The following is a 16,039-nucleotide window of genomic DNA, read 5'->3' as shown; positions in this document are numbered from 1 at the left end:
AATAAATACTATTTAACGCATGCAAATTTACATTATTTATAATAAATATCTACTTTTGGCAGAGGTTTTGTATTAACATAACTATAACATAACAATATTACTACATGAAAAATTTAAAATTTTGGCTAACAACCCTTTGTTTAGTAGCTATTATTAGTGTTGAAGCACAAGAAAAAAAGAAGTTCAAAGTCCATACAGTTGGTTTTTATAATCTTGAAAATTTGTTTGACACCATTAACGACCCAACAAAATTTGATGAGAGAAGTCCGATAATGGAAATGAAAACAAAGCAATATGAAACCTACCAAAAAAAGGTAGTAAATATGGCTAAGGTTATTTCCGAAGTAGGGAAAGAGGTAACCAATAACGCTCCGGTAATTATGGGAGTTTGTGAGGTAGAAAACAGAGAAGTATTAGAGGATGTGGTAAACGACCCTTCTTTAATTAATTACGACTACGGAATTGTTCATTATAACTCTCCAGACCTAAGAAGTATTGATGTAGCACTTCTATACCAAAAGAAATTCTTTACGCCACTTTCCACAAGTAATCATGAATTAAAAATCTATGATGATACTTCTAGAAAACGTATTTATACAAGAGATCAATTATTAGTTAGCGGTAAACTTGATGGCGAAATGGTACATTTTATAGTTAATCACTGGCCTTCTCGTAGCGGTGGAGAAGCGAAAAGTAGACCAAAACGTGTTGCTGCGGCAAGATTGACAAAGAGTATTTTAGATTCCTTACAATCTATTGATCCTTATGCGAAAGTATTTATTATGGGCGATTTAAATGATAACCCTACAAACGCTAGCGTATTAGATGTGCTAAAAGCGAAAAACAAAAAACATAAAGTTGGATTAAAAGGAGTTTATAATCCTTATATCGATATGTTTAAAAAGGACGGATTAGGATCTAACGCATATAGAGATGCATGGAGTCTATTTGATCAAATCATGGTTACACAACCACTAATTGAAAAAGACTATTCTTCTTTTAGACTTTATAAAGCTGGGATTTTCAATAAACAATACCTAGTAAATAAACACGGTAGATACAAGGGATACCCTAAACGTAGTTTTGCCGATGGCGGATTTACAGATGGATATAGTGATCACTTCCCAGTATACAATTATATCATCAAAGAGGTTTCTGAATAAGAAAACTTGAAATTATAGAAACAAAAAAGGCTTCCAATAACGGAAGCCTTTTTTGTATGCTAGAAGCTATTAAGCCAGCCATACATTCCATGGAATTCTAGATAAGAACAACACCAAACCAATACTATAGAAAATTGCTATAGCATTGAATTTAGGTAAAGATGTTAATTTCTTTTTGTGTTTAGAATAACCAATAGTTATAAACACAATTGCTAGAATATTAATAATAGGATGCTCTACTAAATATAATCTATTCATAGAGTCCTTCATCACCGCTCCCATACCAAGCTCACTAAATAAGCTTAATCTTGGGGAAACAAAATAAAGCACAAGACCAATAAGTAATTGCGTATGAGATACTATTAAAGTAAATAATGCAATTCTAAAATCTGTAGCTTGATACTCTTTATTAGAAAATCTTTTATAAATAGCATTTACAACTGCTATTAATAAAATAATAAGAACCAAATAAGCCCAATAAGAGTGAAGAGTTTTTACAGTACTATACATATTTTTAAGTTTGAATTAGTTGAAACAAAGGTACTCATTTTTAGATATAAAAAAACCTCTTCCAATCAGGGAAGAGGTTTTTTATAAAGTTTTAACTTAATTGAAAATTAGAATTTATATCTAATTCCAAAGTTCCAAGTTCTTCCGTTTCCAAAGTATACTTGGTTCTTTTGGTTAAGACCCATATAAGTAGCATCTCCAGCTTCTGCTTTGATGGCAGTACTTGATTGAGAAATATACTCTTCGTCAAGTAAGTTGTTGATGTTAAATCTTAAGTTAACAGAGTTAGACTTGTCTTTTCCTACTAACATTTTGTAAGATAATCCCATATCTACTAAACCAAAGCTTGGTAATTCAATATTTTCTTTTCTTGCTCCAGAATCAGCATATAAGTTATCATAGTGTCTGTAATCTGCATCAATAGAGAATCTTTCAACAATGTCGTAATCAAACCCTAAACCTAAAGTAGTTTGTGCAGCACCTCCTACTTTACCTCCGTCTACATCTTCCATATCTACAGAGATAGTTTCAAGATCTTCGTTTCTTGTTGTTGTTTGTGCATCTCCAATATATTCCCAGTTACCAACAGAAGCAAATCCTTTTAATTTTAAAGAATTGATAGGTCTGTATAATAATTGTAGCTCAGCACCTGTGTGTAGTTGCTCTACACCTTCATCAGTTTCAAAGAATAATGCGTTTGTATTATCTGTATAAGATGAAGATACTACACGATCTTTCCAAGATGTTCTATATAAATCAATAGCTGCAGAGAATACAGATGAAGTATAAGAGTAACCAACTTCTAACCCTAATATCTTCTCATTTTCAGTTAATGGGTTCACTTCGTTTGTGAAGTTTAAGTAGATATTATCGTGGTAAGGTTGACGTGAGTAATATCCTGCGTTAGCATAAATTTTACCATTTTCACCTAAAGAATAGCTACCTCCAGCTTTAATATTATAACCAGTATTATTTACTTTTTCTGATTCTTCGTTTTCTTTTGTGTAGTTGAATCTATCCCATCTTTGGTGACTTTGAGTAGAAGCAGCTGCTTGTACGAATGCAGAATATTTATCTTTAGAATACTCTAACTGACCAAATACTCCTGCGTAAGTAATACGCTCATCGTAATCGTATGCAATTCTTTCGTCTTCGTCTGCAAAGTTAAATAATGAAGACCATGGGTCTGTACTAAATGTTGAAGATACTACATAAGGATCTGCATATTGTTCGCTAATTCCACCTTCGTTAAATCCGTTTAACCCTAAAAGGTTAACTAATTGTCTAAAGTGTGTTCCTTTATAAGTACGTAAATCTGCACCAAAGTTTAAGCTTAAGTTATCAGATAATTCATTTTCATAGTTAGTAACTAAACCATACCAAGCGTGATTATTCATAGAAGCACGAATACCAGAACCTGTGTAAGAACCAGCATTACCAATTCCTCCGTTTACAGTGCTGTTATAATCTTGAAGTGCATCAAAGTTAACAAGACCATCTGCAGTTACTCCATTAGGTACATAGTTGTTTCCGTTTCCGTAACCACCAGTTCCTCCTCCACGTCCCCATGAAGCATAAACAACTGTTGATAAGCTTGATTTTTCATTAATTGTCCAATCCCAGTTTAAGTTAGTTACTGGTTTGTGGTAGAAGTTTCTTCTTAATGTTGTGTATTCACCATTAAGGTAACCATAGTTATAGTTATATTTCTTACCGTGCTCTAAATAGTCAGAAATTCTTTTTCTAAAGTTTTGGTCATGCCATTGTGGTGCACCAGTAACTAAGAAGTTTAAGCTATGTGCTTCGTTAATTTCGTAACCAAAAGAAACAAAATATGTTTGTCCTTGCCCTTTCGTTCCAAAGTTGTAACCATCACCTTGCCAATGAGACAACATAACTGTTGCTCCAAATCCATTATCACTTACACCAGTACTATAACCTAAAGCAGTTTTAACGTAATTGTTGTAACCTGTAGAAACCGCAGCAAAACCACCTTCTCTTTTATCTGTAGATTTTGTTACAAAGTTAACAGTACCTCCAACAGAAGATATTGCTAATTTAGAAGAACCAAGACCTCTTTGTATTTGAACCGCAGATGCGATATCAGATACTCCAGACCAGTTAGACCAGTACATTTTACCGTCTTCCATACCGTTAATTGGCTGTCCGTTTAATAAGAAAGCAGTGTTATCTTGGTCAAATCCACGAACACGCATGTTAGTGTCTCCAAAACCTCCAGCTTGTCCAGAAACATACACAGATGGTGTGTTTACTAATGTTGCTGTAACATCTTGAGTTCCTATTTTTTGTTGAATCTCAGCTGCTTTAATCGTAGATACAGCAACAGGTGTTTTTCTGTCTTCTGCTAAATCGATTACACCAGATCCCATAACAACAACCTCTTCTAATGAGTTGTCACTTTTTAATACGATTTTACCTAAATTAGTATTACCGTTAAATGGCTTTCTGATAGTAGTATAACCTACATAAGAAATCTCAATTACTCCTGAGTTTGCTTGTGTTGTTACTGTGAAATTACCATCAAAATCAGATGACACTCCGTTTTTAGTGCCTTTTTCAATAATGTTCGCAGCAGGAAGCGGTGCGTTCATTTCGGCATCAATAACAGTACCTGTGATAGTACTTTGTGCCATAGTTCCTGTAGTAAGCACAAGTGCCCCTACTAAAAATAAAAATCTTTTAATGTTCTTCATCTTAATGAATTTGGATTGTTTAAAATTTTTTGCAAAAATACGAGGAATTAATGGTTTAACATTAACTTAAGGTTAACATTTTTCTTGAATCACTAAGATATCACTTATTTATACATATCTAATAATCAGTATAAAAAGCTATAAACAGAGTTTTCAACAATTATTTTGTTAAATTAACATAATATTTTAATAATTCTGAAGTGGAAGTATCATGATTGACAAAAGCACCTTCCTCTAAATCATTTAATATATCCCCTGCTAATTTCTTGCCTAATTCAACTCCAAACTGATCGAAACTGAAGATGTTCCAAATAATTCCTTGTACAAATATCTTGTGTTCGTACATAGCAATGAGCTTTCCTAAACTTTCCGGTGTGAGTTTATTTATTAAAATGGTATTTGTTGGCTTATTTCCTTCAAAAACCTTAAAAGGAATAACTGCTTCATTTCCATCTACCTCAGTAATGTTTTTCCCATTTAAAAGAGCTTCGGTCTGTGCAAAAAAGTTAGACATGAGTTTGTCATGATGGCCTTTATTTCCGTGTAAGGATTGTACAAAGCCTATAAAATCGGTAGGAATAAGTTTGGTTCCTTGGTGTATTAATTGAAAAAAAGCATGCTGCGCATTCGTTCCTGGCCCACCCCATATAATACTACCGGTCTGGTAATTTACTGGCTTGCCATTTCTATCTACACCTTTACCGTTACTTTCCATAACTCCCTGCTGCAGATATGCAACAAACTTGTCGAGGTATTGAGAATAAGGAATAACCGCCTCACTTTCTGTCTGATAAAAATTAGTATACCAAACTCCTAATAAGGCAAGAATCACAGGGATATTAGACTTAAATGCTTCCGTCTTAAAATGAATATCCATTTTATTTGCTCCCTGTAAAAGCTTTTCAAAATGATCGTTTCCAACAGCTAAGCTTATAGACAAACCTACTGCGCTCCATAAGGAGAAACGACCTCCAACCCAATCCCACATCGGGAAAATATTAGTTGGATTTATACCAAATACTTTAGCTTTCTCAATATTTGCTGAAACCGCAACAAAGTGTTTAGCTATATCCTCTTGTTTTGCACCAAATTCTCTAGACAGGAACCAATCTTTAATCGTCTTAGCGTTAGAAATAGTTTCTTGCGTAGTAAACGATTTAGAAACAACAATAAAAAGGGTGGTTTCAGGATTAATTTTATTAATTATATCTTGAATATGATCCCCATCTACATTACTCACAAAATGTGTTATTAGATGGTTTTTATAATACTGAAGTGCCTCAACAGCCATAGCAGGCCCAAGATCGGAACCACCAACACCTATGTTTACAACATCTGTAAAAGCTTTATTGGTAAACCCTTTTTGTTTTCCAGAGACTATAGCTTCCGTGAAGTGTTTTATTTTTTCTTTTACAGAAATAACTTCCGGCATGATATGCACACCGTCTACCTTAACATCGGCATTCCCAGATGCTCTTAGAGCTGTATGTAGAACTGCTCTATTTTCGGTTTCATTAATTTTTTCTCCTGAAAAATATGCTTGAATAGCTTCTTTTAAATGCACCTCATCTGCTAATTGAAGCAAAAGACGAAAGGTTTCATCTGTGATTCGGTTTTTTGAAAAGTCTACATAAAAATCTTCCCACCTAATAGTGAAGTCCTTTGCTCGGTTAGGATTTTGAGCAAACAAGTCCTTCATGGCTACATGCTGCACTTTCTTGAAATGTTTTTCAAGATTTTTCCAAGCAGCAGTAGTTGTTGGGTTAATTTTAGAAATATGCATGAATTAGTTATTAGCTTCAGTAATTAAATTACCATCTAATATACTATCTATTTCTGAATATGAAAACGGAATATTGTCTAATTGTGTTTTTAACGGCTTAATAAAATCTAAATATTTAGCTTTTAAACTATCAGATATTGGTTCCGCTTCCGGAAGATCTTCCTTGAAAGGATCTACTTGTTTTCCGTTTTTCCAGAATCGGTAACATACGTGAGGGCCAGATGTATTTCCTGTCATACCAACCCAACCAATAATATCTCCTTGTTTTACATATTGCCCTGCCTTTACATTTTGCTTTTTCATGTGAAGGTACTGCGTTTCGTAAGTAGCATTATGTCGGATTTTTACATAATTACCATTTCCTCTAGTAAAACTAGACTTTGTAACGGTTCCATTGGCTGTGGCACGAATTGGCGTACCAATATTGGCAGCAAAATCTGTTCCCTTATGTGGACGGATTCTGTTTCCGTATAAAGCAATACGTCTTCTTAAATTATATCTAGAAGAAATTCGTTTGTACTCCACCGGTGCTTTTAAAAAGGCACGACGTAGATTATTTGCTTCTTCGTTAAAATAATCTTTTAACCCTCTAACAGAATCAGTTTCAAATTCGAAGGCATAAAAAGGCTCTTTATTGTGCTCAAAGTAAGCGGCTTTAATATTATCTATTCCTGCATAAATAGAATCGTCAATAAATTTTTCGGTATAAATAACCTTAAATTTATCATTCTTTTGAAGGCGGAAGAAATCTATAGTCCAAGCATAAATATCTGACATTTTATATGCCAATGCAACGCTTACACCCTGATCGTCTAGTGCCTGTGAAATATTAGAAGTAATTATTCCTGTTACTTCTTTTTCAACATACTTTATAGGTTTTCTGCTAGTATAAGCATGAATAGAGTCTTGGAAGTTTATAACCACATACTCTTCCTTGTTTGGCTGGTAAATAAAACATTTAGGCTTCTCTAGCGAATCTCCTTTTGCACATAAAAGCGTATAAGGTTTTCCTATTTGCAACTTTCTAATATCAAAAGTGTCTTTCGCTTTTTCTGCAATTTGAAAAATTTGAGGGTAGCCAATATTATTTCGTTCTAAAATCTCTCCGAAACTATCGCCTCTTCTTATGGTATCTCTTTTAACAATATAATCGTTAAGGTTAAACCCAAACTCTAGTATTTGTTCCGGCTCGGCTTCAACAACCGCTAAATCTTCTAATTCTTCTTCTTTTGGATCTTCTTTACAACTATAAAATAGACATATAGCTGCAAATAGCATTATACATTTGTTCCCCACTCTCTTAATTCTTTCTCGCTCCATAGTTCTGGAAAAAATATTCTTCTTTGATATTTTGGATGCATGTATTTTGTCCAATCACTTCCTCCTGTCGCTTCTGCAGTTTCACCTCCTATATTTAAGTAGTGATTTGCTGCATTATAATGGGCCATAACCCATTTTATATTAACAGTATAATCGTAATGACGCATGGCATCAATTAGTTTTTTGTCTTCTCTAGCTTCTTGTGGGAGTTCTTTAAACTTTGTCCACAAATTATGCGTATTATAGAATGCAGCAAATCTAAGAAATTCGTCTTTATATCTTTCTTCAAAAACTGTTAATAAATAGCTTTTCTTCCCGGTTTTATAATCTTTTCCTGCAGCTTGCCAATATAAATGATCAAAAGCATGCTCGTATGGAGTATTTCGGTCAATAGTTTCTCTAAATCTATTATCTATAAGATTGATTAATTCTGTTGAAGCAAATTCAATTTTTCGATATTGTGCACTTTGGAAACCACTTGCTGGAGCTAAGGTGTTTCGGAATTTATTGTATTGCTCTATCTCCATCCCGTCCTGCATAATAGTAAAAGAGGAAGAAAGCATATCGAAATAACGACTTACACGCATAAGTTTTTCAGAAAAGAAATCTACCGTTAGATTTTCTTTTTTTGCAACCTGACCAATTTCCCATAGTATCATTTTAAACAACAACTCGTTTATTTGATGATACATGATAAACACCATTTCATCTGGTAGTTCGGTACGTTGAATTTGCAGGTTTAATAAGGCATCTGTTTGAATATAATCCCAATAATTCATTGGTTTACTATACAGTAACCCTTCTAAATGCGTATCTAGGTTCTGACCTATTTTACTGTATTTATCTTTAAGCTGGTTGGTTATTTCTTTTTCCATGGTTTTTTTAATTATTCACAACAATATTGAAAGGATATTTTAATCCTTTAAAGGCTTCTAAATCAGATCGAAGTGAGCCTACAGCTAAATCTGCTTTTATACGTAAAGGCACTTTGTTTTTGTCTTTAGAAACCCAAAGCGTTAAACTTTCCTCTTCTTTAAAAACTCTACCTGCCATTACGTAAGGTCGAAACTTTACTGTTTGCACTTTTCCAAATTTAGTAGATATTATTTCTTCTCCTAAATATTTCAGCTTAAAACCATAGTTTTCTTCATCAAAAAACATATCTGTATGAATTTCGTCCCCTACTTTAAGAGATGCAATATCTATTTTATTTCTTAAATAGTAATACATAGAAACCATATCTTGAACGTTTGGCTTCGTATCTATCACCGATTTTTCATGGTACTTTTTGTTATGTACGTAAGCTTTTTGATTTTTCTGATCAAAATGAATTTCGATATCTTTCGTATGGCCACCTTCATCTATATTTCTTATAAACCTGTATGGCAATAGGGTTTGCTTATCAAAATAACTTTCATATCTATCTTTCACCTTAAAAAACCACTTAATAGCACCGGTAGTCCACCCCTTACCAACAACATGGTAAACTGGCCTTCCTTTAATTTGGTCTTCTTTTACAGTAAGTGTGGCATTTCCCGCTTTTAGGAAACCACTATAACTCATCTCAAAACGAAACCACTCTCCGGCCTGAAAAGCGCTTTCTTCTTGAGCAAAAGAGCTTGTCATTAAAAATATAGAGGCTAATATAAATAATGTCTTTTTCATAGTTGTTTGTAATTGTAGATGTAATTTAAAAAGAACTTTTCATCTTACATAAATTATTATAAATCAATAAATACAATTACTATTCCAAAAGTATAAAAACAAAAAAACTCTAAGCCTATAAACTTAGAGTTTTATAATTGTTAGCATGAAGATTTACTATAGCGTTCCTCTTAAAGCTTGCTCTCTCTCAATAGATTCAAAAAGTGCCTTAAAGTTTCCTGCTCCAAATCCTTGTGCTCCCATTCGTTGAATGATTTCAAAGAATAAAGTTGGTCTGTCTTCTACAGGCTTAGTAAAGATTTGTAATAAATAACCTTCTTCATCTGCATCTACTAAAATAGATAGCTTTTGAAGTTCTTTAATATCTTCTTTCATGATTTCCATATGATCGCCTAAACGTCTTGGAATATCATCGTAATATGCTTGTGGTGGTGGTGGAAGAAATTCAACCCCTCTAGATTTAAGTTGCGAAACCGTTTTTATAATATCGTCTGTTGCTACTGCAATATGCTGTACTCCAGAACCTTCATAAAAATCTAAATATTCTTCAATTTGAGATTTCTTAGCTGCTTTTGCTGGCTCGTTGATTGGGAATTTAATTCTTCCGTTACCATTACTCATCACCTTACTCATAAGCGCCGAGTATTCTGTATGGATTTGCTTGTCATCAAAGGATAGGAAGTTAACAAACCCCATTACTTCTTCGTACCATTTTACCCATGTGTTCATTTGGTTCCAACCTACGTTACCAACCATATGATCGATAAACTTAAAACCTACCGGCTCTGGGTTGTATTCGCTTTTCCATTCTACAAATCCTGGCATAAACACACCGTCGTAGTTTTTACGCTCTACAAACATATGTACCGTTTCACCATAAGTATAAATTCCCGCTCTTACTACTTCACCATATTCGTCTTTTTCAACAACTGGCTCCATATAAGATTTTGCGCCTCTTTTTGTAGTTTCTTCGTATGCTTTCTTAGCATCTTCTACCCAAAGAGCAATCACTTTTACACCATCACCATGTTTTACAATATGATCGTTAATTGGTGATTTACTATTTAAAGGAGTTGTTAATACTAAACGGATTTTATCTTGTTTTAAAACATAGCTCACAGAATCTCTAGAACCTGTCTCCAAACCTTTATAAGCGTACGACTGAAAACCGAATGCTGTTTTATAGTAGTGCGCCGCTTGTTTTGCATTACCTACATAAAACTCTACATAGTCGGTACCTAAAAGTGGTAAAAAATCTTGCGCGCCGTCAAATATTTTTTCTAAACCGTAATTTACTGATTTTACTTCTTTTTTACTCATTGTGTTTCTTATTTAGAATAATAGAATTTGGAGGTAAAAGAAGTATTATAAAGCACTGCAGCTTAAATTGCTTCTTCCTATTTTAAATTCTACTATTATAATTAATTATTATTTAGTTGTGTTAATCCTCAAATATAAGAACCAATAGATAGTTATAAAAATATCTCCCGTATCAATTCTTCTTCCTTATAACTACTCTAACCAAGATTTTAGGTATTCTTCGTCTGCAATTTTCATTGCTTCCTCAGTAACCATTAATGGTTTAAAAGTATCTACCATAACAGCAAGTTCGTCTGTTTTTGTTTTTCCAATACTGCGTTCTGTTGCTCCTGGGTGCGGACCATGAGGTATTCCCGCAGGGTGTAAAGAGATATGACCGGCATCTATATCATTTCTACTCATAAAATCACCATCTACATAATACAAAACCTCATCACTATCTATATTACTATGGTTATAAGGTGCTGGGATAGAATCCGGGTGATAATCATACAGCCTTGGAACAAAACTACAAACCACAAAAGCATCTGTTTCAAAAGTTTGATGTACTGGTGGCGGTTGATGAATTCTCCCGGTTATTGGCTCAAAATCATGGATAGAAAAAGCATACGGATAATTATATCCATCATAACCTACTACATCAAAAGGATGCGATGCGTAAACCATTTCGAAAATATCATCTTGCTTTTTTACTTTTATAATAAAGTCTCCGTTTTCATTATTGGTTTCTAGCTCTTGCGGGCGACGAATATCGCGTTCGCAAAAAGGAGAGTGTTCTAATAACTGTCCAAACCAGTTTCTATAACGTTTTGGTGTATAGATTGGTCTTTTAGACTCTACTATAAATAGTCTATTATCTTCTGTATCAAAATCTATCTTGTAGATAATTCCTCTTGGAACTAGTAGATAGTCTCCATACTTAAAATCTATATTACCCAACATGGTTCTTAACTTACCAGTGCCTTTATGGATAAAAATAAGCTCGTCTGCATCTGTGTTTTTATAGAAATAATCTCTTGTAGATTCTTTTGGCGCCGCTAAAACAATAGTACAATCGCTATTGGTAAGCACTGCTTTCCGGCTTTCTAAATAATCTTTTTCTGGTTTTACTTGAAAACCTCTAAAGCGATACGATTGTATATGATTGGCTTTGGCAATTTTAGGAGCAACACTATATTGTTTTCTAATTTCCTTTACTTGTGTTGGTCGCTGTTCATGGTATGAATTGGTATACATACCATCAAAACCTACAGTTCCAAAAAGCTGCTCTGCATAAAGTGAGCCATCAGGCTTTCTAAACTGCGTATGTCTTTTTGGTGGAATTTTTCCAAGTTTATGATAAAATGGCATTTTTATAATTTTTGGTCTGTCACAAATATCGTGATTTTTTTATTAATCAGCCTGCTTTTTGGCTTAGTGATTACGTCTTGATTCATCACACATAACAACAAAAAACGCAACTTCTACATTTAAACATTAGACCTTCTTAAAACCAGAAGCCTACATTAAAAAACCAATTGCCATCTTTAGCCTCAGGAGACCAAGAATATTTCGCTTCAATAGGACCTATAAAAGTATCTAAAGAATACCCAACTGCATACCCCGAGTAATCTGGGGCAGTAAGCCATTCCCCTGTTTCAAAAATATTATCTTCTACATTCGCGTAATTCGCGGCAAAATTTATATGGTTCTTTTTAAAGATTTCGTAATCTAAAGTAATAGTTCCTTTTACAAAGCTATTTCCGGTAATAGACATAAAATCATATCCGTAAAACGATTTGAAATTATTTATAAAATCATTTCCATATCCCCCCAAAACAAAATCTAAGTATCTAACACCTGTATCTCCAACTTTAAAACCTCCCTGCGTAGTAATATTCGTGGTGAATTTTCCAAAACTTTTGGTATAACCTATGGTTGCTTTAGCTAAAGAAAACTGCTCGAAATTATTATTGTAGTCGGATGAATAAAAATACAAATGAAAGTCTCCATCAAAGTACATGCCGTCTTTAGGGAAATATTTATTATCATAAGTATCAAATTTTAACTTTCCATACAGACTTAAATAATCACTATTATCAAAGGTAGTTTTATCTTTATTTGTATTGGTCAAAATGGTTTTAGTGTTAATTTTTAAATGCTTGTGTTCTGCACCAAGGGTTAAAGAAAAGTCTTTTCTAAAAAGAGTTTGCAAATAAAACTGATTGGTAAAATCCGTTAGCTTAGCATCTAGCTGATTAACATTAATAATTTCTTGCTGTTCTGGAGTTAATATAATTCTAGCATTTATATTATGTTTAAATTGATTAAACCTGGATCGAAGCCCAATACTCCAATAAAAACCTTTATCTATATAATAATCAAAATTATATCTAATATTATCCCCTAAAACAAAATCTAAGGAAGCCACATCACTATTAAAAAGCAATTTCTTTTGAGTTACATTTAATAAAAGGCCACTTTTATATAAATCATCATAATGAAGCCCTAGTTTTAACAGGGTGTTTCTATTACTTTCCTTTAGGTTTACGTTCATAATATAAGTATCGTCTACCAAAGAATGCACCAACTTATAGCTAATATTTTCAAAGTTATTTGTTGCTGCTAAATTATTTACCCCTTCTTGAAAAGTGTTATAACTAATCTTATTTTGGCCTGGCTGAAACTTCAGCTTTCCTAAAACATAAGCTCGAGTGTATTTATCTAAGCCTCCAATATTTACTTCTCGTATAAAAAGACTATCAATTGGCTTAATCGCAGGGAACTGCTCTTTCTTTTTTACCTGTCGATTTAGAACACTATCTAAGGCATCAATATGCTTTAATGTTTCTTTAAATCCGTTGTCAATAATAGTTCTGCCTTCTCCAAAGGAAACCACATTGAAGTTTGAAATATCTGGTTTAATATAAATGTCTGTCATTTTAGACTTGACTTTCATATCATTAATCGTTCTGTAGTTGTTAATTTGAAGCAGAATACTTGCTGCCGATTCTAACTGCTCACTAGTTGCTAGGTCGTCTTGCACATCTACACCTATAATAACATCCATTCCTTTAGCACGGAGTTCATCAATTGGGTAATTATTTACCACACCGCCATCAATTAATACCTGATCATCTATTCTCACGGGTTTAAACAAAGAAGGAAATGCTCCAGAAGCCAATATTGCTTGTGGCAAACTCCCTGACTCTAAATAAACAGCCTCTCCATTTTCTACATTGGTTGCAACACAGAAAAACGGAATTGGTAACTTAGAAAAATCTTCAACATCACTAACATGCAAGGTTAACTTAGTAAGCAAACTCATAGTGTTTTGCCCTCGAGATAGCGCTTGAGGCAATTTGACTTTAAAGTTTTTAAACGGAAGTGTTACCGCATATTTTTCGGAGTTTTCTCGCTCGTAGAATGTTTTGGCCTTACGTGGTAAATTATCATTTATAATGGCATCAAAATCTACTACTTTAAAAATAGAATCTATTGCTTTTCCAGAGTACCCCGAAGCATATAAAGATCCAATAATAGCCCCCATACTAGTTCCTGCCACATAATCTACTCGCACTCCTAAACTATCTAAAACCTTAAGTGCACCAATATGCGCAAGCCCCTTTGCACCTCCTCCACTTAAAACCAACCCAACTTTTAAGTCTTTTTGCTCTTGTTTTTGAGAATAGCCTGTTAAGCCTAAAAACAAAATTAATATAATGATGATTTTTTTCATGTACTATGATAATAATTATAAATTTTTTCTGCTCTTGAAACGCCTATCACAGCTTCTAGCTCATCTAATTTAGCATGCGAAATTCTTTTAACCGATTTAAAATGTTTCAACAAATCTACTATAGTCTTCTCACCAATTCCTGCAATAGACTCTAACTCGGTATTTAAAGCGGTTTTGCTTCGCCTATTTCTATGATGTTCTATTCCAAAGCGATGCGCTTCGTTTCTTAATTGCTGAACAATTTTAAGTGTTTCGCTTTTTTTATCTAAATATAACGGAATTGGATCATCTGGATAGAATAATTCTTCCAAACGCTTTGCAATTCCGATGATTGCAATTTTTCCTCGTAAACCTAAAGCGTCTAGACTTTTTAAAGCCGAGGAAAGTTGCCCTTTTCCTCCATCAATAATAATAAGCTGTGGCAAACTTTCCTTTTCTTCCAACAAGCGCTTATATCTTCTGTACACAACTTCTTCCATAGAAGCAAAATCATCAGGCCCCGCTACTGTTTTTATATTAAAATGCCTGTAATCCTTCTTACTTGGCTTCCCGTTTTTAAAAACTACACATGCAGCAACCGGGTGTGTTCCTTGAATATTCGAGTTATCAAAACACTCAATATGCCTAGGTTCTTCATGCAATCGCAAATCTGTTTTCATTTGCGCCATGATTCTATTGGTATGCCTATCTGGATCTGTGATTTTAATTTGTTTAAATCGATCCATTCTATAGTATTTCGCATTGCGAATAGATAAATCTAAAATGTGTTTTTTGTCTCCTAACTGCGGAACCGTAACCTTTAAATCTTCTCCTACATCTACTTTAAAAGGTACGTAAATTTCTTTTGAATTGGAATGAAATCGCTGTCTAATTTCAGTGATTGCTAGCTGTAGTAATTCCTTATCGGTTTCGTCTAGCTTTTTCTTGATTTCTAATGTATGCGAACGTATAATAGAACCGTAAGAAATCTGAAGAAAATTCACATAACCAAAGCTTTCATCACTAACTATACTAAACACATCTACATTGCTAATCTTAGGATTTATAATAGTAGATTTTGCTTGATAATTTTCAAGAACCGCAATCTTGTCTTTCATTTTTTGCGCTTCTTCAAACTGTAGGTTTTCAGCAAAACGCTTCATTTGCAACCTGAATTGCGATAGAGAGTCTTTAAAATTTCCTTTTAAAATCTCTCGAATAGCAACAATATTCTTGTCATAAGATTCCGTGGTTTCCAATCCTTCACAGGCTCCCTTACAGTTTCCTAAATGGTATTCTAAACAGACTTTATATTTTCCGGAGGAAATTTTATCAGCAGCCAAATCGTACTTGCATGTTCGTAACGGATACAGCCCTTTGATTAAGTCCAACAAAGTAGAAACGGTTTTCATACTGGTGTATGGACCAAAATATTCGCTTCCATCTTTTATAACTCTTCGCGTAGTAAAAACTCTTGGAAAGCGTTCTTTTTTTATACAAATCCAAGGATAGGTTTTATCATCTTTAAGCAAGACGTTATACCTTGGTCGGTTCTTTTTAATCAGATTGTTTTCTAGAAGCAAAGCATCTGTTTCGGTTGCAACCACAATATGCTTAATGCTTGCAATCTTTTTTACTAGAACTCTCGTTTTTCCGCTATCATGCGTTTTAGTGAAATAAGAGCTTACTCTTTTTTTTATATCTTTAGCTTTTCCAACATAAATAAGCGTACCTTCTTCATCAAAGTATTGATATACTCCGGGAGACCTAGGCAGTGTTTTTATTTGAATTTCTAAAGCAGAATTGTGCATGTTGTAAATGTACTTCTTTTTAATTTTTTAAGAAAAATTTACTACCTTTTAAACAG

Annotated in this window: 11 protein-coding genes; 1 reads left to right on the top strand and 10 read right to left on the bottom strand. The window is 33.6% G+C overall.

The window, feature by feature from the left end; genetic code table 11:
* The first annotated feature begins 104 nt into the window (after positions 1-104).
* Positions 105-1,163 carry an endonuclease/exonuclease/phosphatase family protein gene (locus tag DU428_RS03750; RefSeq protein WP_113965826.1) on the top strand — a complete coding sequence of 353 codons (1,059 nt, stop codon included), beginning with the start codon at positions 105-107 and terminating at the stop codon, positions 1,161-1,163.
* Positions 1,164-1,232: 69 nt separating this feature from the next.
* Here DU428_RS03750 and DU428_RS03745 read toward each other — a convergent pair whose 3' ends face one another.
* The 10 genes from DU428_RS03745 to uvrC all read right to left on the bottom strand — a co-directional run bounded on the left by DU428_RS03745 (position 1,233) and on the right by uvrC (position 15,983).
* Positions 1,233-1,673 (bottom strand): hypothetical protein, encoded by a 441-nt coding sequence (locus DU428_RS03745; RefSeq protein ID WP_072347482.1) that lies wholly within the window; start codon positions 1,671-1,673, stop codon positions 1,233-1,235.
* 107 nt (positions 1,674-1,780) lie between these two features.
* Positions 1,781-4,387 carry a TonB-dependent receptor gene (locus DU428_RS03740; RefSeq protein WP_113965825.1) on the bottom strand — a complete coding sequence of 869 codons (2,607 nt, stop codon included), beginning with the start codon at positions 4,385-4,387 and terminating at the stop codon, positions 1,781-1,783.
* Between the two features lie 160 nt (positions 4,388-4,547).
* Positions 4,548-6,170: a glucose-6-phosphate isomerase gene (gene pgi, locus DU428_RS03735; protein WP_113965824.1), complete on the bottom strand. Its 1,623-nt coding sequence runs from the start codon at positions 6,168-6,170 to the stop codon at positions 4,548-4,550.
* A 3-nt stretch (positions 6,171-6,173) separates the two neighbouring features.
* Entirely contained in the window at positions 6,174-7,448 is a 1,275-nt protein-coding gene (locus tag DU428_RS03730; protein WP_072347488.1) for a M23 family metallopeptidase, read from the bottom strand.
* Positions 7,448-8,365, bottom strand: coding sequence for a tryptophan 2,3-dioxygenase family protein (locus DU428_RS03725; RefSeq protein WP_113965823.1), 918 nt, complete (start codon positions 8,363-8,365; stop codon positions 7,448-7,450). Before DU428_RS03725 ends, DU428_RS03730 begins: the two co-directional genes overlap by 1 nt.
* 7 nt (positions 8,366-8,372) lie before the next feature.
* Positions 8,373-9,155, bottom strand: a complete 783-nt coding sequence (locus tag DU428_RS03720; RefSeq protein ID WP_072347491.1) for a DUF3108 domain-containing protein — start codon at positions 9,153-9,155, stop codon at positions 8,373-8,375.
* A gap of 156 nt (positions 9,156-9,311) precedes the next feature.
* The gene (gene hppD, locus DU428_RS03715) at positions 9,312-10,475 is read right to left on the bottom strand and encodes a 4-hydroxyphenylpyruvate dioxygenase (RefSeq protein ID WP_072347493.1); all 1,164 of its coding nucleotides are present in this window, start codon (positions 10,473-10,475) and stop codon (positions 9,312-9,314) included.
* 192 nt (positions 10,476-10,667) lie between these two features.
* Positions 10,668-11,825: a homogentisate 1,2-dioxygenase gene (locus DU428_RS03710; RefSeq protein WP_072347495.1), complete on the bottom strand. Its 1,158-nt coding sequence runs from the start codon at positions 11,823-11,825 to the stop codon at positions 10,668-10,670.
* Between the two features lie 136 nt (positions 11,826-11,961).
* Positions 11,962-14,193, bottom strand: coding sequence for a patatin-like phospholipase family protein (locus DU428_RS03705; RefSeq protein WP_113965822.1), 2,232 nt, complete (start codon positions 14,191-14,193; stop codon positions 11,962-11,964).
* Positions 14,190-15,983 carry an excinuclease ABC subunit UvrC gene (gene uvrC / locus DU428_RS03700; RefSeq protein ID WP_072347499.1) on the bottom strand — a complete coding sequence of 598 codons (1,794 nt, stop codon included), beginning with the start codon at positions 15,981-15,983 and terminating at the stop codon, positions 14,190-14,192. The genes DU428_RS03705 and uvrC overlap by 4 nt, the downstream gene beginning before the upstream one ends.
* Positions 15,984-16,039: the final 56 nt, after the last annotated feature.

This window comes from Oceanihabitans sediminis, assembly GCF_003337215.1.
GTDB lineage: Bacteria > Bacteroidota > Bacteroidia > Flavobacteriales > Flavobacteriaceae > Oceanihabitans > Oceanihabitans sediminis.
Note: the sequence above shows the minus strand (reverse complement) of the source record. Positions and strands in the feature narration are given on the sequence as shown.